19 protein-coding genes, 1 tRNA gene and 1 pseudogene are annotated in these 20,395 nt (G+C 68.2%); 11 read left to right on the forward strand and 10 right to left on the reverse strand.

Annotated elements, in window-relative coordinates; genetic code table 11:
- Positions 1-68 precede the first annotated feature (68 nt).
- Together HC031_RS09925 and HC031_RS09930 are read right to left on the reverse strand one after the other, a co-directional pair.
- Entirely contained in the window at positions 69-1,604 is a 1,536-nt protein-coding gene (locus HC031_RS09925) for a sensor histidine kinase (protein WP_167924936.1), read from the reverse strand.
- Positions 1,582-2,319 carry a response regulator transcription factor gene (locus HC031_RS09930; protein WP_167924937.1) on the reverse strand — a complete coding sequence of 246 codons (738 nt, stop codon included), beginning with the start codon at positions 2,317-2,319 and terminating at the stop codon, positions 1,582-1,584. The genes HC031_RS09925 and HC031_RS09930 overlap by 23 nt, the downstream gene beginning before the upstream one ends.
- 396 nt (positions 2,320-2,715) lie before the next feature.
- On the opposite strand from HC031_RS09930, the gene HC031_RS09935 reads away from it, so the two are divergent.
- Positions 2,716-3,618, forward strand: coding sequence for an FAD:protein FMN transferase (locus HC031_RS09935; protein WP_167924938.1), 903 nt, complete (start codon positions 2,716-2,718; stop codon positions 3,616-3,618).
- Between the two features lie 177 nt (positions 3,619-3,795).
- Here HC031_RS09935 and HC031_RS09940 read toward each other — a convergent pair whose 3' ends face one another.
- The 5 genes from HC031_RS09940 to HC031_RS09960 form a co-directional block, all read right to left on the reverse strand.
- Entirely contained in the window at positions 3,796-4,818 is a 1,023-nt protein-coding gene (locus HC031_RS09940; RefSeq protein WP_167924939.1) for a DUF3533 domain-containing protein, read from the reverse strand.
- Between the two features lie 279 nt (positions 4,819-5,097).
- A complete protein-coding gene (locus HC031_RS09945) occupies positions 5,098-5,856 on the reverse strand; it encodes an SDR family NAD(P)-dependent oxidoreductase (protein WP_167924940.1) in 759 nt (252 codons plus the stop codon).
- A gap of 464 nt (positions 5,857-6,320) precedes the next feature.
- The gene (locus tag HC031_RS09950) at positions 6,321-7,289 is read right to left on the reverse strand and encodes an SLAC1 family transporter (RefSeq protein WP_167924941.1); all 969 of its coding nucleotides are present in this window, start codon (positions 7,287-7,289) and stop codon (positions 6,321-6,323) included.
- A gap of 833 nt (positions 7,290-8,122) precedes the next feature.
- On the reverse strand, positions 8,123-10,147 hold the full coding sequence (locus HC031_RS09955) for an amylo-alpha-1,6-glucosidase (RefSeq protein ID WP_167924942.1): 2,025 nt from the start codon (positions 10,145-10,147) through the stop codon (positions 8,123-8,125).
- Complete coding sequence (locus HC031_RS09960) at positions 10,144-10,521, reverse strand: SCP2 sterol-binding domain-containing protein (RefSeq protein ID WP_167924943.1); 378 nt, start codon at positions 10,519-10,521, stop codon at positions 10,144-10,146. Before HC031_RS09960 ends, HC031_RS09955 begins: the two co-directional genes overlap by 4 nt.
- Before the next feature lie 626 nt (positions 10,522-11,147).
- Here HC031_RS09960 and HC031_RS09965 point away from each other — a divergent pair.
- The 7 genes from HC031_RS09965 (at position 11,148) to HC031_RS09995 (ending at position 16,246) form a co-directional block, all read left to right on the forward strand.
- A tRNA-Arg gene (locus HC031_RS09965) sits at positions 11,148-11,223 on the forward strand.
- A 107-nt stretch (positions 11,224-11,330) separates the two neighbouring features.
- Entirely contained in the window at positions 11,331-12,140 is an 810-nt protein-coding gene (locus HC031_RS09970; RefSeq protein ID WP_167924944.1) for a DUF2637 domain-containing protein, read from the forward strand.
- Between the two features lie 300 nt (positions 12,141-12,440).
- The gene (locus HC031_RS09975) at positions 12,441-13,319 is read left to right on the forward strand and encodes a replication-relaxation family protein (protein WP_167924945.1); all 879 of its coding nucleotides are present in this window, start codon (positions 12,441-12,443) and stop codon (positions 13,317-13,319) included.
- A 66-nt stretch (positions 13,320-13,385) separates the two neighbouring features.
- Positions 13,386-13,850 carry an integrase core domain-containing protein gene (locus tag HC031_RS09980; protein ID WP_167924946.1) on the forward strand — a complete coding sequence of 155 codons (465 nt, stop codon included), beginning with the start codon at positions 13,386-13,388 and terminating at the stop codon, positions 13,848-13,850.
- Between the two features lie 655 nt (positions 13,851-14,505).
- Entirely contained in the window at positions 14,506-15,051 is a 546-nt protein-coding gene (locus HC031_RS09985) for a sugar ABC transporter (protein WP_167924947.1), read from the forward strand.
- 6 nt (positions 15,052-15,057) lie between these two features.
- Positions 15,058-15,384: a hypothetical protein gene (locus tag HC031_RS09990; RefSeq protein ID WP_167924948.1), complete on the forward strand. Its 327-nt coding sequence runs from the start codon at positions 15,058-15,060 to the stop codon at positions 15,382-15,384.
- Between the two features lie 22 nt (positions 15,385-15,406).
- Positions 15,407-16,246 (forward strand): MBL fold metallo-hydrolase, encoded by an 840-nt coding sequence (locus tag HC031_RS09995; RefSeq protein ID WP_167924949.1) that lies wholly within the window; start codon positions 15,407-15,409, stop codon positions 16,244-16,246.
- Here the strand turns inward: HC031_RS09995 and HC031_RS10000 are convergent.
- From HC031_RS10000 to HC031_RS10005, 3 genes and pseudogenes are all read right to left on the reverse strand, one after another.
- Positions 16,230-16,901, reverse strand: a complete 672-nt coding sequence (locus HC031_RS10000; protein WP_240942338.1) for a LysR substrate-binding domain-containing protein — start codon at positions 16,899-16,901, stop codon at positions 16,230-16,232. The two genes, HC031_RS09995 and HC031_RS10000, sit on opposite strands and share 17 nt — an antisense overlap.
- 75 nt (positions 16,902-16,976) lie before the next feature.
- Positions 16,977-17,165 (reverse strand): annotated as a pseudogene (locus HC031_RS34765) (LysR family transcriptional regulator); the annotation flags it as partial.
- Between the two features lie 193 nt (positions 17,166-17,358).
- Positions 17,359-17,649: a site-specific integrase gene (locus HC031_RS10005; protein ID WP_167924951.1), complete on the reverse strand. Its 291-nt coding sequence runs from the start codon at positions 17,647-17,649 to the stop codon at positions 17,359-17,361.
- Between the two features lie 299 nt (positions 17,650-17,948).
- Between HC031_RS10005 and HC031_RS10010 the strand changes: the two genes are divergently transcribed.
- Genes HC031_RS10010 through HC031_RS10020 form a run of 3 tightly spaced genes read left to right on the forward strand, consistent with a single transcriptional unit; the run spans position 17,949 to position 20,210 of the window.
- Positions 17,949-19,517, forward strand: a complete 1,569-nt coding sequence (locus HC031_RS10010; RefSeq protein ID WP_167924952.1) for a PP2C family protein-serine/threonine phosphatase — start codon at positions 17,949-17,951, stop codon at positions 19,515-19,517.
- Positions 19,505-19,834 carry an STAS domain-containing protein gene (locus HC031_RS10015; protein ID WP_167924953.1) on the forward strand — a complete coding sequence of 110 codons (330 nt, stop codon included), beginning with the start codon at positions 19,505-19,507 and terminating at the stop codon, positions 19,832-19,834. Before HC031_RS10010 ends, HC031_RS10015 begins: the two co-directional genes overlap by 13 nt.
- 1 nt (position 19,835) lies before the next feature.
- Positions 19,836-20,210, forward strand: a complete 375-nt coding sequence (locus HC031_RS10020) for an ATP-binding protein (RefSeq protein ID WP_167924954.1) — start codon at positions 19,836-19,838, stop codon at positions 20,208-20,210.
- Positions 20,211-20,395 lie beyond the last annotated feature (185 nt).

Consider the following 20,395-nt stretch of genomic DNA (forward strand, 5'->3'; position numbering starts at 1 on the left):
GTCAGTCAATCATCCCTCCCCGCACGTCGGGCGAGGGAATGGTGGTCTTATTCGATCGTGGTCGGTGGTCAGCGGCTTTCCTCAGGGGCAGCGGGATGAACGTCGGGCTGTGCCGGCAGGCGTAGGGTGAACGCCGTTCGTCCTACGCGGCTGCTCACCGAGATATCGCCGCCGTGCGCTTCGATGATCGCCTTGACGATGGCCAGGCCGAGCCCGCCGCTGCCTCCGGTGTGGTGTCGGGATCGGTCGGCCCGGGTGAATCGGTCGAACACGTGGGGCAGCAGGTGGGCCGGGATGCCCGGGCCGTCGTCGACCACGCTGAGCGTGGCCTGGCTTCCCGATACGGCCAGGCTGGTGGTCACGGTGGTGCCGGGCGGGGTGTGGGTACGGCCGTTGGTCAGCAGGTTCGCCACCGCTCGGCGCAGATTGGCTTCGTCGCCGAGTACCGTGACCGGATCGTCCGGCAGGTCGAGCCGCCAGTGGTGGTCGGGGCCGGTGATCCGGGCCTCGTTGACGGTGTCGGCGACCAGCCAGGACAGGTCGACCGGTTCGCGGTGCTGCGGCCGGTTTGCGTCCAGCTGGGCGAGCCGGAACAGGTCCTCCACCAGTGTGGTCATCCGCTCGGCATCCTCCCCGATGCGCCGTACGGACTCGGCCACGTCGGGCGGAAGATCGGACCGGCGGCGGATCAGCTCCGCGTATCCGCGGATGGCGGCCAGTGGAGTACGCAGTTCGTGGCTGGCGTCGGCGCTGAACTGGGATAGCCGTGTCTGGCTGGCCTGCTGGGTGGCGAGCGCGTCGGCGACGTGGTCGAGCATCCGGTTGAGCGCCGTGCCGACCTGGCCGACCTCGGTGCGCGGATCGACCGCGGCTTCGGGGTCCCACATCGGTAGGGGTGGGTGGTAGCGGTCGAGCGGAAGCTCGGCGACGCGTTGGGCGGTGGCGGCGACGCGCCGGAGCGGGTACAGCGTCTTGCGGATGAGTAGGGTGCCGAGCAGGACCGTGATGACGAGTGAGACCACGCCGACGACGGCGTGGACGACGACGAGGCGGAACTGCGCGGCGGCGAGCGGGGCCAGGGGGAGTCCGGTGATGATGACGTCGCCGTTCGGGGCGGCCGTGGCGATGAGTCGGTAGTCGCCGAGGCCGGGTAGGCGACGGGTGACCGGGTAGCCGAGGGGCAGCGTTTCGAGCACCGCGGTCTGCGGCGGGGCGAGGTCGCGGTGCCCGTTGTCGGTGCCGCTGCGCAGCCCGCCGTCCACGACGTGTGAATCGGTCACGCGGCTGAGCACGGTCAGCTCGGGCACGCACGGTGCGTTGACCACCGAGTTCGACGTCGGCGGTGAACCGGATGGTCCGTTGTGCCCGGCGAAGTCCATCACGTGTTGGGACGTCACCACTAGTTGCTGGTCGAACTGGGTGATCAGCGTGTGGCGCATGAGTGCACCGGCCGCGGCGGTGAGGATGACGCACGTCGCGGCGAGCAGGCACAGCAGCTGGGCGATCAGGCGGAAGTGCAGTGATCGGGCGGCCCACCAGCGTCGTGCCCGAGATCCCGGGCGGCGGACGGGGCGACCGTACTCACTCGGCGGGTCTGAGGGCATAGCCGGCACCCCGGATGGTGTGGATCATCGGCGGGCGCCCGGCGTCGATCTTCTTGCGCAGATGTGAGATGTACAGCTCGACGATGTTGGCGTTGCCGCCGAAGTCGTAGTTCCAGACCCGGTCGAGGATCTGGGCCTTGCTCAGTACCCGGCGGGGATTGCGCATGAAGAAGCGCAGTAGCTCGAACTCGGTGGCGGTCAGCTCGATCGGCGCGTCGGCGCGCCGCACCTCGTGGGTGTCCTCGTCGAGGGTCAGATCACCGACGACCAGCGTGGCTGACCCGGCCCTGGCGACGGTCCTGGTGCGCCGCAACAGTCCGCGCAGCCGCGCCACGAGCTCCTCGAGGCTGAACGGCTTGGTCACGTAGTCGTCACCGCCGGCCGTCAACCCGGTGACCCGGTCGGCGACGGCGTCTCTGGCGGTCAGGAACAGCACCGGCACGTCCGGGGTCTCGGCGCGTAGCCGACGAAGCACCTCCAGACCGTCCATGTCGGGCAGCATGATGTCGAGCACCACCGCGTCGGGCTGAACGGTGTGCGCCAACCGGACCGCGGTCGCGCCGTCGCCAGCGCCGCACACGTCCCAGCCCTCGCTGCGCAGCGCCGTCGACAACAGGTCCGTCATGGCTGTCTCGTCGTCGACGAGCAGTACCCGCACCGGTAGGCCGTCAGTGCGGCGCAGTTCGGTTCCACTTGACGCGACGGCGGACGACATCCGATCGGTACCAGGCCGGAATGCTGTGTTCACGGTGATCAAGTGCCACTCCTCAGCCCGCCCGCTGCCCCATGGGCGCACGGCCTGTGCCGGCGGGCAGGGCGGCTCGGGATCAGCGGCGGTGGGTGCCACGGCTTTGGCACGGTGTACCCGCGACCGCGGTATCGACCTACCGCAATTCCTGCCGACAGGCCCTCGTCAGGCGAAGTACAGGCTACGGACAGGTCCGCTACCCACCATGGGACACGTAACACCGGCAACCGCCGGATGTGACAACCACTGGAGACGTTGAAGGACAAGCTGATGTTTGCGGAGAAGACCGCGCCCCGAGCCGGATTCGCCTCGGACCGGACCCGCGGGACGGTTCCGTACCCCGTCTGGAGAGGAGTAAGCGAGGTGCCTCCTCGGGAGTTCCTTCCCGACCGGTCAGGCACGGCCGAGTGGCCGGTGTGGGACGCGACCGCGCACGTGATCGTCACCGCACCGGAACGAGTCGTCGACGCCCAGGCACTGGTCGTCGAGCAACTCGCCGCGATCGAAGAGGCGTGCAGTCCGTTCCGCCGAGGTTCAGAAGTGCGCACACTCGAACACGCCGGCGGCCGACCGGTGCGGGAGAGCGCCCTGCTCGCCGAACTGGTGGCGGTTTCGCTGCGGGAGGCGCAGCGTAGCGACGGCGATGTGCTGCACGGGCACGAGCGGGAACCACGCCGAGCGTGGCCGCGCGGCGGCGGGACCGACGAGTGGCAGCCGCTGGCGCCTGACAGGCGAAGCATCCGACGCAACGGGCAAGAGATCACTGCATCTGCCGAGGCGCTGCCGGACCTGCGCGCCGTGGCCAGGGCCCATACCGCCGATCGCTGCGCGTGGTCGATCGCCAAGCGCTTCAAGATCGGAGTACTGGTCGGCATCGGTGGTGACATCGCCACCGCCGGGCGAGCGCCGGACGGCGGCTGGCGAACCCTGATGAAGGCCGTTCCCGGTGGTCGGAGCCTTCCGGTCCGGCTGCCCTCCGCCGCGCTGGCCACCTCCGGTACGGAAAGCCAGCGGTGGCGTGGCGGCGGAGGACCGTTGCCCTACGCCCTCTGCCCGGGGACCAGCCGGTCGGCCACACCGATGTGGCGCTCCGTGTCGGTTGCCGCGTTCACATGCGCCTACGCCAGGACGCTCAGCATGGCAGCGCTGGCGCGCGGACGCACCGCACCGGACTGGCTCCGTGATCTCGGCGTAGCCGCCCGACTGGTGGACACGGACGGCGATGTGGTACTCGTCGGCCCCTGGCCGGCCGACGCCCCACGGTAACCGTGATCCTCGGCTGCCCCTGGCCGCAAGTCGGTCGCGGTGACGTCGCTGGTGGCGGCCGAGGTCGAGCAGGTGACGCGGGATCATGAGCCAGATCCGTACAGCGTCGGCGCTGCTCCACCTCGGCTGCCACAGCGTCGATCGCGACGGAACCGACCGACCGGACCGGTGGGCGGCTCACCGTACGGCGATGTCGGCGACGTCGTCTGAGTCGCTCACCGGCGTCCAGTGCAGGGCCCGTATGGAGATCAGCAGAGCGGCGAGGGAGCCGACAAGCCAGAGGAGCTGGACCACGATGGGCTCCGGGTGCCGTGCGTCATGGAAGTACGTGGCGTTGTGAATGACCGCGACGGTCGCACCGGTCGGCAGGTAGTGGCCGAAAAAGGCGTACACCGCCGGCAGGATGGGCGCCGAGACGGCGCCGCCGGCCGACGGGTTGCCGACCGCGGTGAACAAAAGCCAGGCGGGCACGATCGCCCAGCGGCCGAGCAGGACGATCATGGTCGAGGTGAACAGTGCGGTCACCACGATCTGAGCCGCTGCCGCCGCCCAGATCTCAAGGAACGGCCCGCGCAGCGCACCGATCATCAGGTCGGCGATCACGGTCAGCGCCAGCCCGCCGACGATCCCTAGTACGGCGATGAAGGCCAGCCAGGAACGTGGCGACATCCGTGGCTCGTGGGCCCGCAGATTGAACATGATGGAGAACCCGAGAAACGTCGCCGCGAAGGTCACGTAGAACCCGATCAGGCCCTGCGGGTCGGTGTCGGGAAGCGGGCGGATGTCGACGGCGTGCAGCGGAGCAGCCGCGTGCGGCGCCAGCGCTTCCCCCACCCGCTCCACCGCGGCCGTGAGCACCCCGGCGACCGGGGCGCTGGCGGCGCTGGAGACGAGCAGAAGCGGAGGCTGCGGGCCCAGGATGAGCGCGGCCTTCATGGTCTGCCGTTTCATCGCGGCTTCGGGGGCAGCCCGGGACGGGTATGGGTGGAACTCGAGTGCGCCGTCCACCTGCTGCTGGAGCGTATTGATCAAGGCGGCGTACGGTTTGCGGTCGCCGACGACCGCGGTCGGAATGTGATTGGGCATCGGGCGGCCGAGCGCGATGCTGTACGAGGCGACGAACAGCGACGCCATCAGCACGCCGATGACCACGACGACCTGTGCCGCGCGGTACGCCGAGAGAGTGCTGCGCAGTATCACCCGTGACGGATGCCCGCGCGGCCCACGACCATGCTCACCATCGTGGCCGACCTGGTCGACGAGCGCGGCCCCCTTTCTGCGGCGGTGTGGTGGAGCTGGTGACGATCGCCGGCGCCGGTCACCGGTGGCCCGGCGGGGCGCCGACGTCGCGTGCAGCAGCTGCTGGGCACCGATCCGGTGTCGACCGCGGGGTATGCCGGGCCAGGTGACCGAGCGGTCTCCGGCTGGGGACGCGAAAGGGTAACGCGGGCATCGTTCGATGCGGTCGGTGCGTGTCGGTCAAAGGCCGCCGGAGACGGTGATGTCGGTGCCGGTGACGTACGACGCAGCCGGGGAGATCAGCCACGACACCGCCTCGGCGATCTCGTTGGGCCGGCCCGCGCGACCGAGTGGGCTGCTCGTGGCGGCCTCGTTCGCTCCTGGGGTCGCCGCCGCCATGTCCGTGTCGATGACGCCCGGCGAGACGCTGTTGACGCGGATCCCTTCAGGGGCGACCTCGTTGGACAGGCCACGGCTGAACGACACCACGGCGCCCTTGGCGGCCTCGTACGGCACGAATCCCGAGATGCCGGGGGGCGCCTGGGCGCCGATCGAGGCGATGTTGACGATCGAGCCGCCGTGGCCGCCGCGCGCGGTGGACATCGCCTGCACGGCGTGCTTGGCGCAGACCATGGGGCCCACGACGTTGATCTGCATCAGGCGGGCCAGCTTGTCCGCGTCCTGTTCGTCGATGCGGGCCTGCTCGCCGGTCGTCCCGGCATTGTTGACCAGCGCGGCCAGCGGCCCCATCTCCTGTTGCGCCCGGTCGAACAGGTCCGCGACGTCGTCGGGTGCCGTCACGTCCGCGCGCATGGCGACGGCCCGGCCACCGTGGCCGCGGATGGCGGAGACGACGGACTCGGCTCCGTCGGCGTCCGCGGCGTAGTTGACGACCACGCCGTACCCGTCCTCGGCCAGCTTCTCGGCGATCGCGGCGCCAATACCCCGGCTGGCGCCGGTGACGATCACCGCGCCCTTGCCCTGCTCAGCTTTCGTCATCTCATTGACCTTCCACCGCTGGATCTCGTGTCAGGCCGAGCTGCACACGGTGCGGTTCACAACGCCAGCAACCCGACGATGAACGATCAGCAAGCCCAGGTTGACTAACCGCATCCGACACCTACCCCAGGGGCCAGGGCGAACCCGCGCAAATCCCCTGACCGGAGCACGGTTGCCTGGCGCCGTAACGCGGTCGCTGGCCGAGCCGGCGCGTCGAGGAAGGACGCGGCGTCGTGGCCGGCCGCCTCGGTGGTATCGGGGTGCAACCGGTAGAGGAGGCGAGGCCGGGGTTGTTGAATAGCACGACCTCGCCGTCGCGGGCGAACTCGTCGATCAGCGCCAGGCCTCGGTCGTCGAGGTTGCTCATCACATGCGGAAAGAACACCAGCGGGGTGTCGCGGGACGTCGAGGCGCCGGTACGCGAATGACTCGCGACGCGTATGCCGTGATGGCGGTGCTTGCGGCTACTGGAGTTGTGGCAGGAATCTGCGGCGGGCGAGGGCGGCCGTTGTCTCGGCGGCGAGGGCGGCGATGAAGGCGGTGATCGCGAGCAGCACGACCCAGGCCCAGACCTTGTACCCGGCGGGTCTGCCGTAGTTGATCCAGTGCAGGGCGAAGGTGGCGACGGCGGCGTACGGGAACCCGAACGACCAGAACGCCGGGGTGAAGGACAGCCGGCGGTACACGGGGATGAGCCGGAGCTGGACGATGACGGCGAGCGCGGTGAAGCCGCCGAGAGCCAGGGCGATGGCGTCGATCTTCCCATGGAAGATGGCCAGGTAGGCGAGACCGACGAGGGCCGGCGGTGCGACCTCGATGGCCAACGTGGGCGTCAGCGGCGCGGGCAGCCGGGGACGGAACAGCAGCCGGGCCATGATGACGGAGCCGATGAGCAGCCAGGACAGGACGCCGAGGCCCATGAACGCGTGAGCGACGGCGGTCCAGCCGGCGAGGGCGGCGCCGATGGAGGCGATGAGTCCGCCGGCGACGGCGGGCAGGACGTAACCGGAGTGCAGCCGGTCCAGGTCGAGGTCTTCGACGATCCACTGGCCGGTGATCCACCCGGCCAGGACGGTGCTGGCGACGGCGAAGACCGCGAACAGCCACCTGCCGGCGGCGGGGGCGTGCGGCATCAGGCCGATCGCCAGGAGCATGCCGACGATCGGGATCAGCGACACGAACGGTGCCAGCACCGGATCGGCCAGCTCCCGCCGCCAGCCGCCAGGCCGGCGCGGTACCTGCGAGAGGTAACCAACGACGAGCACCAGCCATACGGCGGCGGTGATGATGAACAGGACGTCGGCCATCAACGCGGGCGCCAGCCCCAGCATGGCCGCGTACCTCCAGCAGACGGCCAGGCCGGCCAGCGCGAAGGAGATCCCGAACATGTTCGGGGTGATCCCGACCCGGGGCTGGACTGTCCGCGTGGTCATCTACGTCCCCCAAGCGCATACCGGCGATCAGGTTGCCCTCTGTGGATTCACCGGCCGGTCGCGGATCGGCGATATTATGCCCGGCCGCCGGATGGACGCCTACCCGGCAATCCCGGGCGTTATTCGCCGCGCATGCAATCGCCCGCGGCCCAGTGGACCTTCACCGGGTGACTCCCGATACAGGGTGCGTGCCCCGCGTTCCGGTTCACATCATCACAGTTATCGACCTTCGTGGACCGAGCTTCAGTTGCGCAACCAAGTGCCGGGCCATGATCGCGGTCGGCTCGCGCCTCACCCGGCCCGGTGGGTGATACCCCGGGGCCGTGCCGGCCGGACTCGCCGCGTTCCGTGGTGACGTCTTCCTGTACTGAACCGCCGGTACGCCGAAAGCCGGACGTTCCCTCAATACGTCCGCCACGCCACGGCTCACCTTGGTCGATATCGTTGAGCCGGGTAGACCCGGAGGGTCGGGTTCGGTCTGGGTGTGTGATGCCGCAGTTCATGGCCAGCTGATCGGCGGTGCGCGTCCCTGACGCACGCTGATCGCCGCTGGCAGGTACCCTAGTGCCCGTCGCCCTCGTAGCTCAGGGGATAGAGCAACGGTTTCCTAATGAGCAGCGACAATCGTGACCGCAGGCCTGTGGCCTGCGGTTTCTCGTTTCAGGATCTCGATTTTGGGGTCGCAGACGGCCGCCCGTGTGCTCGGTAGTTGAAGATCAGTTGGCTGTCTTTGTGTCGCGTAGAACCAGTAGACAAGAAGCCCAGCTCACGACCCATACGTCGGGTTCGGGGTGCACGACCGCCGCGGCCACCGCCACCGCGTCGTCGGGGGATCAGCGGGAGCGGCCGAACGCGTCGGCGACACCCCATCGGCCGGGGATGTCGAGGAGTTCGATGCGGCCCATGTCTTCGGGGAGGGCGGGGTCGACCACGAGGTGGTCGCCGTGCGGTTCCATGCCGAGCATGGTGCGCAGCAGCAGCATGGGGGTGCCGGTGGACCAGGCCTGCGGGCTGCAGGCGGTGGGGTACTCGACGGGGTACTTGGTCAGTTGCCGGTCGTAGCCGGCGAACGCCTCCGGTAGGCGGCCTCGGAAGTAGTACGCGGCGTCGAGGATGGCCCTGGCGATGCGCGCGGCTTCCTTGCGGAAGCCGTAACGGCGCAGCCCCCAGGCGATGAAGGAGTTGTCGAACGGCCAGACCGTGCCCAGGTGGTAGCCGACGGGGTTGTAGCGCCCTTCACCCTCGGCGAGGGTGCGTACGCCCCAGCCGGAGAACAGCCGGGATCCGGTGAGGTGGGCGGCGATCTTGTCGGCCCGGTCGGCCTGGACGATGCCGCTCCACAGCAGGTGTCCGATGTTGGACGACAGGGCGTCCACCGGCTGGCCGTCGGCATCGAGGGCGAGGGCGTAGTACTCGCCGTCTTCGATCCAGAAGTCGCGGTTGAAGCGTTCCTTGAGGTCGGCCGCCTGCTGTTCGAGCTTGTCGGCGTAGGCGGGGTCGTTCCAGAACTCGCGGGCCAGGCGGGCGCCGCGGCGCTTGGCGTCGTAGGCGTAGCCCTGCAGCTCACAGGTGGCCCGGGGGAAGCTGGGGAGGCGGCCGTCGTGGTAGGAGATGGAGTCCCAGGAGTCTTTCCAGCACTGGTTCTCCAGGCCGGTCTTTTCGTTTCGGCGCTGGTACCAGATGTAGCCGTCGCCCATGATGTCGCCGTACTCGTCGATCCAGTCCAGCGCGGAGCGGGCGAAGGGTTCGAGGAGGCGGACCAGGGCGGCGTCGCCGGTCCAACGCTCGTACTCGTCAACGAGCACGATGTACAGCGGGGTGGCGTCGGCGCTGCCGTAGTACGGCGAATGTGGCTGCTCCTCGAACGCGGCGGACTCCCCGTACCGGTGCTCGTGCAGGATCTTGCCGGGCTCCTCGTCGCGGAAGTCGTCGAGGTGTCGGCCCTGGTCGAGGCCCAGTATGCGCAGCGTGGTGTCGGCGAGGTCCGGGGAGAACGGCAGGGCCTGGAGGCTGGTCAAGATGCTGTCCCGGCCGAAGATGGTCATGAACCAGGGCAGCCCTGCCGCCGGCATGCTGCGACCTTTAAGGCTCAACGGCTCGAACCGCAGCGCGCAGCGGTCCATTATGCTCTGCCGGTAGGCCGTCGCCAGTGCCTCGTCGCTGCACTCCAGCCGGGGCACCCGCTCGAGCCACCCGTCGATCGCCTGCCGGACATCGAGCCGGGAACGTGCCTGACCTTGCAGGCTGTGGCGGATGCTGCGGCCGTCGGGGCCCTGCATCGCCGCGCACATGGTCGTGGTCCAGGTGCCGTGCGGTTTGATCCGGACCTCGAACGTCAGCCTGTGCTCGTCGACGCGCGCGGGCTTGGTGCTGGTGATTCGAGTCTCGCGCCGGAAGGCCTCGCGCTGGTAGCCCAGCCGCAGACAGTCGTCTTCGACGAGGGCGTAGCGGCGCCCCTTCTTGTGCTGGACGTCCTTGATCTCGAACAGATCGGCGAAGTCGCTGGCCGCCTCGATCCGGATCGTCACGTCGATCGGCTCGACGTCGTGGTTGAGCACGGTCAGCTGCTCCTCCAGGCTGCGCGCGATGCGCCATTCGCGGATCACCGAGATCTTGGCGTCGATGTAGTGTGACGGCGCGCCCGGCACGAGAAAGAAGCGCACCTCGTAGTACTTCAGGTCGTCGACCGACAGTGGGCGCAGCGGTTCGCCGTTGATGGTCAACTGCCAGGTCGACAGATACCGGGTGTCGAACGAGAACAGCCCGGTCGGGAACGTCATCGACGGCTCCATGTCGCCGGATTGGTCGCCGATCGCGAACGTGTTGCCGTCCAGGATTCTGACCAGCCCGTTGCTCATGTCCGCCGCCGCCCCTCCGGTGCGAGTGATCGTGGGTGGCGGGCCGCGCGGGGCCCGGGAAACGTCTGTTTGACGGCAGTAAAAAAGAGCAGCTGGCCCTCGACCGTGAGCCGGTGCCCAAGGAAGGATGCCAGCGCATTCGCCTCGCCGGTCATGATCTGGTCGAACAGCATCCGGTCGACGCGGACGACGCAGTCGGCGTCGCGGCACTCGCGCGACACCCGCACGTCGCCGTTGGAGATCACGAGGAACCAGTGGTCCGTCCCGTCCGACCCGACAAGGTCGAACCGCAGGGTTCCGTCGAGGCCGATCAAAACGCGATCATGGCCGCGGCGGCCCAGTTCGGCGAAGAAGTCCGCGGTCGAGTCGCCCACCGGCTACCCCTTCAACCGATCCGCTGCCCACAGCCGTTTCGCGCCCACCCTTGGCCTGGGCACACGCCAGCCGCCCGAACGTGGGACTGTGGCCACCCGACCAACGCTTACTGCGGAAGCGGTGAGCGTGCGCCACCCGGATGGGGTGAATCTGGCGGCACCATGTTTACACCAACAGGCTGCTCGCCGCGTGCGGTGACGTCGAGCGCTACCACGACGCGCTGGCTTGGCGTGCCACTTGATCACTGGGGATGTTGTCCCCGCGCTATGGTCTGCAGACGGTCGGCCGCGTACAGGCCGAGATGGCCGCCGCCGATGACGAGGATGCGAGGAACGCCGTTCCTGATCATCGCGATCCTTCCGGTCTCGTTGTCCGTCGCAGTGGCCGTATCAGCCCCGGGCCACCGGGAGCTTTCACGTCAGGGCGCCGGTCATTCGTGGCCGGTGTGGCCGACGGCTTTACCGTGCGCGCCAGTGCGCGACGATGCACGCGCATGATCGCCGACCAAGATCGCAACGGTCCATGTGATCGGTGTGCGATCGCTGGTCGGCGCCGTCGCTGCTGATCGGCGGTGAGCGTCCCTGACGCACGCTGACAGCCGCTGGCAGGTACCCTAGTGCCCGTCGCCCTCGTAGCTCAGGGGATAGAGCAACGGTTTCCTAAACCGTGTGTCGCAGGTTCGAATCCTGCCGGGGGCACCAGACAAATGGGCACGGTCGTCGAGATCACGAACATTGGTGATCGAGGCGGCCGTTTCGCTTGCTGTAACTCGTGAAGTCGCTGGTCGGCGCCGGTCGGGTGGTGCCCGATGAGCGCGACGAATCGGGCGATCGTCCGCGCGGCCGGAGCGACCGTGATCGGGCTGGCCGGGGTCGCCGGGGCTATCTCTTATTCACACATGGCGGAGTTGGCGCGGCTGCACGGCGAGGTCGGGTGGCGGGCGCACGCATTCCCGGTATCGGTCGACGGGATCGAGATCGTGGCATCCCTGGTGTTGCTGGCGCATCGCCGGGCCGGGACGTGGCCGGGGTGGCTGCCGTGGGCGGCGCTGGCGGCCGGCACGGCGGCGAGCGTCGCGGCGAACGTGGCGGTAGGCGGGTCGGATCCGGTCGGGCGACTGGTGGCCGGGCGGCCGGCGGTGGCGCTGCTGGTGTCGATCAAGCTGTTGTCCGGACTGCTGGATGCCGCTCCAGCGGGGACCGCCATGAACGGCACTCCCCCGGATGGGACCGCTGGTCCGGGACCATCTGGTCCCGCCAACCCGGTCCCCGGTGCTGGGACCGGTTCGGGACCGGACCGGCAGAAGCCGGTGAACCGGGACGGCGATCGGCACGACGGGACCGCCGGGACCGCGCAGCCTGTGGACCGGTCCCGGACCGGGACTGATCTGGCGGGTTTGGAGGCTGCCGCGCGGCTGGTCCGGGACCGCTTGATCGCTCAGGGATCGCCGGTGAACCGACGGAACCTGGCGGCGGGGCTGCGAGCCGGTGGTCATCGAGTCCGCAATGATCGGCTCGGTCATCTCCTCCACGTCGTCGCCGGCGAGGCGGATGCGCGGTCTGCACCTGTCAATGGGAAGCCGGTGTCGACGCCAGCGGGCAGTGCCGCCGATGTGTGACTTTCAGCGGTTCGCCGCCCCGCCTCGGGCGGTCCTGTCGGCGCCGTCGGCCACCGTCGTGGATCTCTCCGGCGGCGCGGTGTCTGTCACCAGCCGGTCGCCGGTGAGAGAGGTGTCCGGCGAGACAGCCTGCGGAGTCGGAGCGGCCCCGGCGGTTCGGGTCACCAGGCTCGGGGTGGTTTGCCGTTTGATCCTGGCGCGAACGGCAACTCCGGCTGGGCTGTCAGTGCCGCTCGTGGGCGGTTTCCGACGATCGGGCCGACCGGCGACTGACACCTATGGTGTCACCGGAAGCAGCCCATGGGCGTCGACGTCGGGGCGGCGGTGGTGACGATGGCCGATCGTGCCTTCCTGACCCGGCTCCGGGCCGGCGATGGCCCGTCCCACCGGCTGCTGGTCTTGCTGGACCAGCATCGGGTGATGACCACCGGCCAGCTGGCCCGCGTGACCGACGCTCCTGAGCGGACGGTGCGGTATCGGCTGGAGCGGCTGCGTGAGGCGCGCCTGGTGGACTGTGTGCGGCCTGGTCGTGAGAGCGGGTCGGCGCCCCGGCACTGGTGGCTGCGACCGGCCGGCGCGCGGATGGTCGCTGGCACGGCGGCGGCTGAGGGCAAGCCGGCCGGGATGTTCGTGGCGCACGCGGCCGCCATCACCGAGGTCTGGCTTTCGCTCGTCGAGTACGGCGGGTCCGTCGGCGTGACCGTGGAGAGTCGGTTGACCGATCGGGCCGGCTGGCAGGGGTGGGACGGCACCCGTCCCTGGTCCCGGCGGCATCGGTTGACCCCGGACGCCGTCGTTCGGCTGGCGCTCGCCGGCGGTGAAAGTCCGGCGGTGCTCATTGAGGTGGACCTGGCCTCGATGACGCAGACGCTGTTGCGGCAGAAGGTGGAGCGGTACCTGGCTTACGCTGCGGCTCGGGCCTGGGGCGGCGTCTTCGCCCAGTGTCCGCCGTTGCTTCTGTTGACGAAGACCGCGACGCGGGCGGCGACCTTCGTCCGCACGGCCCGCTCCCTACTTGAGCAGCATGAGCGCCAGTACGGCGGCGCGGATCCGGCAGACGAGCCGGTGGTCGCCGCGTGCGGTCTGGTGCTGGAGCCGGCTCGGGCAGTCACCGAGGCGTGTTGGATGCTGTCCGATATTGCGGCGAGCGAGGTGACGCTGAGGGAAATCTGGGCCTGACCCGCTTTGACGGACATCCGAGATCAGGGGCATGACCCCGAAAGGATGTCCACCATGATGGAGAGCATGGCAAAGAAGCCGCCCCGGCCGCGCCGCTCGTTCACCCCGGAGTTCAAGGCCGAGATCGTCGAATGCTGCCGCAGCGGTGACCGCTCGATCGGCCAGGTCGCCAAGGCCCTGACCAACGCCGTCACCCGCCGCCGACCCGCGGCCGGGGTGGTGTTCCACTCCGACCGCGGCTGTCAATACGCCAGCGCTCAGTACGCCCGCCTGGCCAGTCGGCTGGGGGTGACGCTGTCGGTCGGGCGCACCGGCCAGTGCTGGGACAATGCCCTGGCCGAGTCGTTCTTCGCCACCATCAAACGCGAGCTGATCAACACCCGGGCCTGGCCGACTCGGACCGGCGCCCACCGCGCGATCTTCGAATACATCGAAAGCTGGTACAACCTGCGCCGGCGCCACAGCGCCCTCGGCTACCTCAGTCCCGCCAGCTACGAGACCGTCCACCAGTTCACGGCTCACGTCGCCTGACCATCACACCGACCCTGTCCGTCAAAGCGGGTCAACCCCACTTCATTCTCGCCCGGCGCACTGTTCCGAACACCACTAGCTTCGGATTCCGCACGGGGAGGCGAGACGCTGGCACAGGTCAAGGCCCGGCGCGGCACGATCGCGCTGAGTCATCAGGTGATCGACCTCGTGACCCGGAACGGCCGGCCTTCCGCGGAAGCGACGTTCGCGCTGATCGAGGAGTTCTTCGGCGCTGGGGACGCTACGCCCCAGCCATCGCCCGATGCGAACGCATCACCGGACGACCCGCCCCAGCCCAGCGATCCTGAACGGGAGCGCAGGGCTGCGGCCCGCATCGGCCTTCGTGGAGTGGCTGATGGGCCTGGAATCCGGATGGGTTACCGGACCTGAGCTCGAACTCACGCATTCGCAGCAGCTAACCGCGCTCGGCAACGGCGTGCTGCCCCGTCAAGCGATCGCTGTGCTCAGATGCCTGCGCATCTGACTGGCTCTTTGAACTTGGAGCGCGGCGCGAACCTTAGGCTGTCGCCTACCAGACGTTGCACTAGTGACTATAGGTAATACTGAAGTGCAATAGCCTCGATGCTGGAGACGTGTAGATGGGCAATATCCGACCTATAGTTTTGACTAAAGGTCATAGTGACAGGAGTACCGGATGATCTACAGTGTTGAGTGCAGTTTCGCGGAGCCCTCGCGCGAGGGCGAGTGGAACGAGTTCTACTCCTACCGCAAGCTCCCCGCGCTCATCTCCGTCTCGGGCTTCCACACGTCGCAGCGGTTCAAGGCGATTAGCGCGGGATGCCCCGTCTACCTCGCCATCCACACCATCGACGGTCTCGATGTGCTCGACGGCGAGGAGTATCACGAAAAGGGCGGCGGCAACTTCGCGCGCTGGCAGCCCGACATCACCGACTGGCATCGCAATCTCTATGACGGAGTCGACCTGGCGCCGGACGTCACGACCGGCGAAATCCTCCTCCTCACCTCGGCCGGCCCCGATGTCCTGACCCGGCTTGGGCTCACGCCCCAGGCGATGCACGCGGTCGCGATGGAGAGGAACCCGGAGCACCGCTGGCTGGCGAGCGCCCCTGCCGCGGACATCCCCTTCCTTTCACAACTCCCGGACGCGGTTCACGTCTATCTCCCCATGACCCCGCGGCTCACCTCGGAATCCGCCCCGGCGAGCACGACGGAGGCATAGCCGCCCATGCCGAACATCACGATGTACGTCGACATCGAGGCGATGCCCCCAGGAAACTCGATGGACAGCCTCACGACACAGTGCACCGACCTCTGCACCGGCACGCTGCGGGCAGCACTCGACAACGTCCACATCATCTACGTCCCGGTCCGCCGCGGCCGAGGGCACCCCGTCTTCGCTGAGGTGCTGTTCCGCGAGGAACCGTTCCGCACCCCCGAGGTTATGGACCGCTTCATGCAGCAGCTCGATGACGCGATTACGACGCACACCGGGCGCATCGCACGCATCCGCTGCTTCAGCTTCGGCAAGCAGCACATCCACGCACGCAACTAGCACGTTCAGAAAGTGAGCGACGATGACGGAGCATCCCTTCCCCCACGTCACGATCGGCAACTACGCGATCACCGCCCTCAGCGACGGATATCTCACCGCAAGCCTGGATCTGCTGGTGAACATCGATCAAGACGAGGCCTCTGAGCTACACCGACGAAGCGGATCGCATGACCACTCGCCGATGCACATCAACAGCTACCTGTTGCACGGAAACGGTCATGTCGCGCTCGTGGACGCCGGAGCCGGAGGCGTCAAGCAGTGGGGAGGCGAACTGGAGGAGCGCCTGCCCCTAGCGGGGGTGCAGCGTTCGGACGTGGACACGATCCTGCTCACCCACGCGCACCCTGATCACATCGGCGGGCTCACTGACATCGCGGGTCGCGCAACCTTCCCGAACGCCGAGTTGGTCATCGACGATCGGGAGGTCGCCTTCTGGCGTGACGACGCGAACCTCGCGCACGCGAGCGAACGCGCCCGCGGGAACTTCCAAATCGCCCGCAGGGCGCTCGATGCCTACGCGGACCGACTCCGCTCATTCACCGCTAACGAGGCGTTGCCTGGCATCGAGGCGGTCCCGCTGCACGGGCACACGACAGGTCACACCGGCTACCTCGTCGGAGGTCCGGCACGAAGCATGTTGTTCTGGGGCGATACAGTCCACTTCCCACTGATCCAGGCGGCACGGCCAGAGGCCTCGGTGATCCTGGACAACGACCCGGTCGGCGCTGCAGCATCTCGGCTGAAGACCCTCGAGATGGCGAGTGCAGAACACCTGCTCGTCGCCGGCGCGCACCTGAACGAGCGCGGCTTCGCCCGCGTGGCCCGGTCAAAGAACGGATACGTGATCACGTACGAGGACTGATCGAGTCCTCCGCGGCAAGCGGCGGCGCATCCGAGGTCGCCTCTCTCACCAGCCAGTTGGAGAACTCGCCGAGCAAGTCCGGCTGGCGAGTCGTTGCTCCGGTCACAAAGATGAAGTCTTTCCCTGTGTCACGTCCCGGCGGCCCAAGAGGAATGAGTTCTCCGGATCTGATCCCATCGGCAACGTAGAGATACGGCACTAGCGCGACGCCAAGCCCGGCGAGAGCCGCCTCAATCAGCATCGAGAATTGCTCGAACCGGCCTCCTGCTGTTGCGTTCTGAAGGTCGATCCCGAACTCGCGCGCATAGTCGGGCCAACTCTCCGGCGTTGCCGTCTTATGCAGCAGCGGCAGCGTGGACAACACGGTGCCGTCGCGCCGGCGGGACGGCAGGACCAAGTCCGGCCGACACACCGGGATCAATGCGCTACGGAACAGGTGTCGTGACTCATTGCCAGCCCATGCCGGATGGGCGAATGCGATAGCGGCATCGAATGCGGTTCCATCCAACACAAACGGGTCGTTTCGAGTGCTGAGATTGATCACGATGTCAGCATGTGCGCGCGTGAACGACGGGAGCCTAGGAATCAGCCACTTGGTCGCGAACGTGCCGATCACGGCGAGCTCCAGCATCTGTTTCCGAGACGGGGTCGTCATGACTTGGAGAGTCGACTGCTCCAACGAGGCAAGCAACCGCCCCACCTCCTCCGCGTAGTGAGCCCCATGGGCGGTCAGCTCAACCCTGTTGCCACCGCGGGCGAACAAAGGCACGCGCAAGAAGGCCTCCAGCCGCGCGACCTGCCTGCTTACCGCCCCCTCCGTGACGACGAGTTCTCGCGCGGCGAGAGAGAAACTTCCATGCCGCGCTGCCGCCTCGAATGCGAGCAATGTAGATGTGCTCGGAATCTGCCTCGATGGCACTACTCATCTCCAAAAGAGTGATCTATGGTCAGGTTGATGTGTCAAAATGTCGGATCTGATCTGCTATTTTAGCGCATCAAGGCCACCTAGCCTTGACTTATAATCAAGGCAGTCGGAGGTTTGAGGGCCACCACAACACGCTGCGCGGTGGCACCATAGAACTGCAACGCCCCCAAGGCGCACAGCGTCCTCGTCAGGATCTTGCACCGCCGACGGGCGTCGCCTGCTCGTCGCCGGGCTGCGGGACACGGTTGCTGTCGGCGTTTGAGTTCCTGCGAACGCTGCCGACGACACGAGCCATCGTCCTCCAGGCCAAGATCGTGCATGTTATGGAATTCGTCTTCGGAGTGCCGAGGACGATCTCGCCGCGTATCTCGCGCGCGGTGGTCTCCACCGTGACGCGTCGACCGACCGTGTCGAGATTGCCCACCCGCAGCCCCGCCAGCTCACCGGCCCGCAGGCCGCTCTCGGCGGCCAGCTCCACCAGCAGCCGCCAGCGGTTGGCCCCGCGCCGGCAGGGCGATAGCGCGGTCGAGCCGCGACGGCGTGTGGCACATCCCGGGTCTCGGCGCGTCATCGGTGCTTCCGCCAGCGGTTTCCCGTCCTGATATACGATCTCGCGACGCGAACCGGCCGCAGCTACGGGCTGTCGGTGTGCGTGGCTCGCATCGCAAGGCCGGATCAGGAGAAGTGGATGTCCCGAGGGCTGCGGGTGGCTCCGCCCGGCAACGTGGCCGGACGGAGGGGATATTCGATGCGGATGGACAGGCGGCACTCCGGCTGATGTCCGTGAAACCGCTGCGCCGCACGGGCATCCTGGTCGCCACCGTGTGCCTGGTGGTCACGGTCGTGGTGTCGTGGGCGTCGTGGACGGTGAACAAGCACAGTAACCAGCGGCTGCTGTCGCTTCAGATGCGCCAGGTTGCGACGTTGATCGCCAATGAGGTGCCGGTCGTCTCGTCGATGTTGCTGGACGCCGCGCACGTGGCCGATGCGACGCAGGCCGACCCGGCGGTCTTCCAGCGATTCGTGGCCCCGCAGCTGGCAAGCAGCACATCCCTGGCGTCGGTGTCGCTGTGGCGGATCGACGGCAACCAGCGAAGCCTGGTGGCCAAGGCGGGGGTCGAGCCGCTGCTGCCCTCCGACCGTTCAGCCGACAGCTTCTTCGCCAAGCTGAAGCCCGGGCGCCAGATGTTCATCACCGGCGTGCTGCCAGGTAGCCCGGCCCACTTCGGCTACGCGGTGCGGACGGGTGGTGACACCTCCGGATTGGTCGTCTACGCCGAGCAGCGCCTGCCCCCGAATCGTCACGTCGCCGTACCGAAGAACTCGCCCTTCGGCAGTCTGCGCCTGGCGGTCTACCTCGGGCGGAACCCGACGGGCTCGCAGCTTCTGGAGGCCACCGCTCCGGTACCGATCCCGGGAAACACCCACACCGAGGTCGTGCCGTTCGGTGACACCGTGCTCACCCTCGTCGGTTCCTCGTCCGAGCCGTTGGCCGGCCCGCTCTCGGCCACACTCCCGTGGATCGTGCTCGTCGTCGGGTGCGTCGTCGCCGTCGTCTCCGGAGGGGCGATCGAGTACGTGAGCCGACGCCGAGCCCTCGCCGAGCGGCTGGCGCGCGAGAACGCGCGGCTCTACCAGGAGCAGCGCACCATCGCCAGTACGCTGCAGCACGCCCTGCTACCGGAGGTTCCGCAGCTCGACGGTGTGCAGGTCGCTGCCCGGTACGTGCCGGGGGTGGCGGGCACCGACGTCGGCGGGGACTGGTACGACGTCATCCACACGGAACCCGGGCGGTGTGTGCTGGCGGTAGGGGACGTCTCCGGGCGCGGTCTGCGCGCCGCAACGACGATGGCCCTGCTCCGCTTCGCCATCCGCGCCTACGTCGCGCAGGGCGACAACATCGAGACCGTACTGGCCAAACTCGGCGGTCTGCTGCAGTTCGACACCCACCGTCAGTTCGCCACCGTGCTGCTCGGTGAGGTCGACACGCGAACAGGGCGCATCACGGTGGTCTCCGCCGGTCATTTCGCCCCGCTGCTGATCACCGGGGACCGCGCGGAGTTCCTCGCCTGTCGCGTGGAGCCACCGATCGGCGTCTCACCCGACGTACGACCCGTTCCGGCATCGGTCACCGTCGACGGGCCAGCCACTCTGCTGGCCTTCACCGACGGCCTGGTCGAGCGCCCGTCCGAACTTATCGACCGGGGCCTGGAGCGATTGCGCGCGGTTTCCCTCAAGACGGGCGACCGCCCGCTGAATGATCTACTGGACGGCTTGACCGCCGCCCTCATCCCCGACGGCACGGAGGACGACACGGTGATTCTGGGGCTGCGATGGGCACGGTAGCGCACCGGCCGCGGGCCTGGCTCGAATGGGCCGAAACCGAGGAAGGCGAGCTCGTGGTCCGGATCGGCGGCGAGCTCGACCTGGACAGCGTCCCGGGGGTCGACCCTGCCGTCGACGGGCTGATCGCGCGTCACAACGGGCGGCACGTGACGGTGGACCTCGGCGAGCTGTCGTTCTTCGACTCCTCCGGAGTCACCGTGCTCATTCGAATCGCCAACGGCTCGGGGTCGATGCGGATCAGACACGCCAACCCCGCGGTTCGGCGGGTCATCGAGGTGCTCGGCCTCGCGTCATGGCTCGGACTGGAGTCTGACTGAGATGCCGGGGCGTCGTTTCGACCAGTCACGATCGGCCGTGCCGGCCGCCCGCCGCTACATCGTCGAGGCGCTCTCCGCGATGCCTTTCGACCTGGTCAGTACCGCCGGATTGCTGGTGTCCGAGCTCGCCTCCAACGCGGTGCTTCACGGTGGCGGCGCCTTCGACGTGTCCGTGGAGTACGTCCCCGACAAGGGCCTCGTGCGGATCGAGGTAACCGACTCCGGCGATGGGCAGCCGACCGTCCAGGCCCCGTCGGTCACCGCCGAGCACGGCCGCGGGCTGCTGTTGGTCGACAAGCTGGCGAACGCATGGGGCGTGCAGCGCGGCTCGACCCGGAAGACGGTGTGGTTCGAGCTGGTGTCACCGCCGGCGTAATTGCGGCACCCGTCGAGCCGCTGGCGCTGTGCGGCAGGGGTTCGCGGCGTCGAGATGACGGTACGCCTCGATGACGCGCCGAGCGGCCGCGTCATCCGGAACCCGGTCCTCGAGCGGTTCGCGGTACTCGCTCCGGATTTCCGACGCGGTGTCGTCGGAGACGATGCCGGTCCCCGTGCGCCCAA

Origin of the sequence: Planosporangium thailandense (assembly GCF_011947195.1) — a bacterium.
GTDB classification, from domain to species: Bacteria; Actinomycetota; Actinomycetes; order Mycobacteriales; family Micromonosporaceae; genus Planosporangium; species Planosporangium thailandense.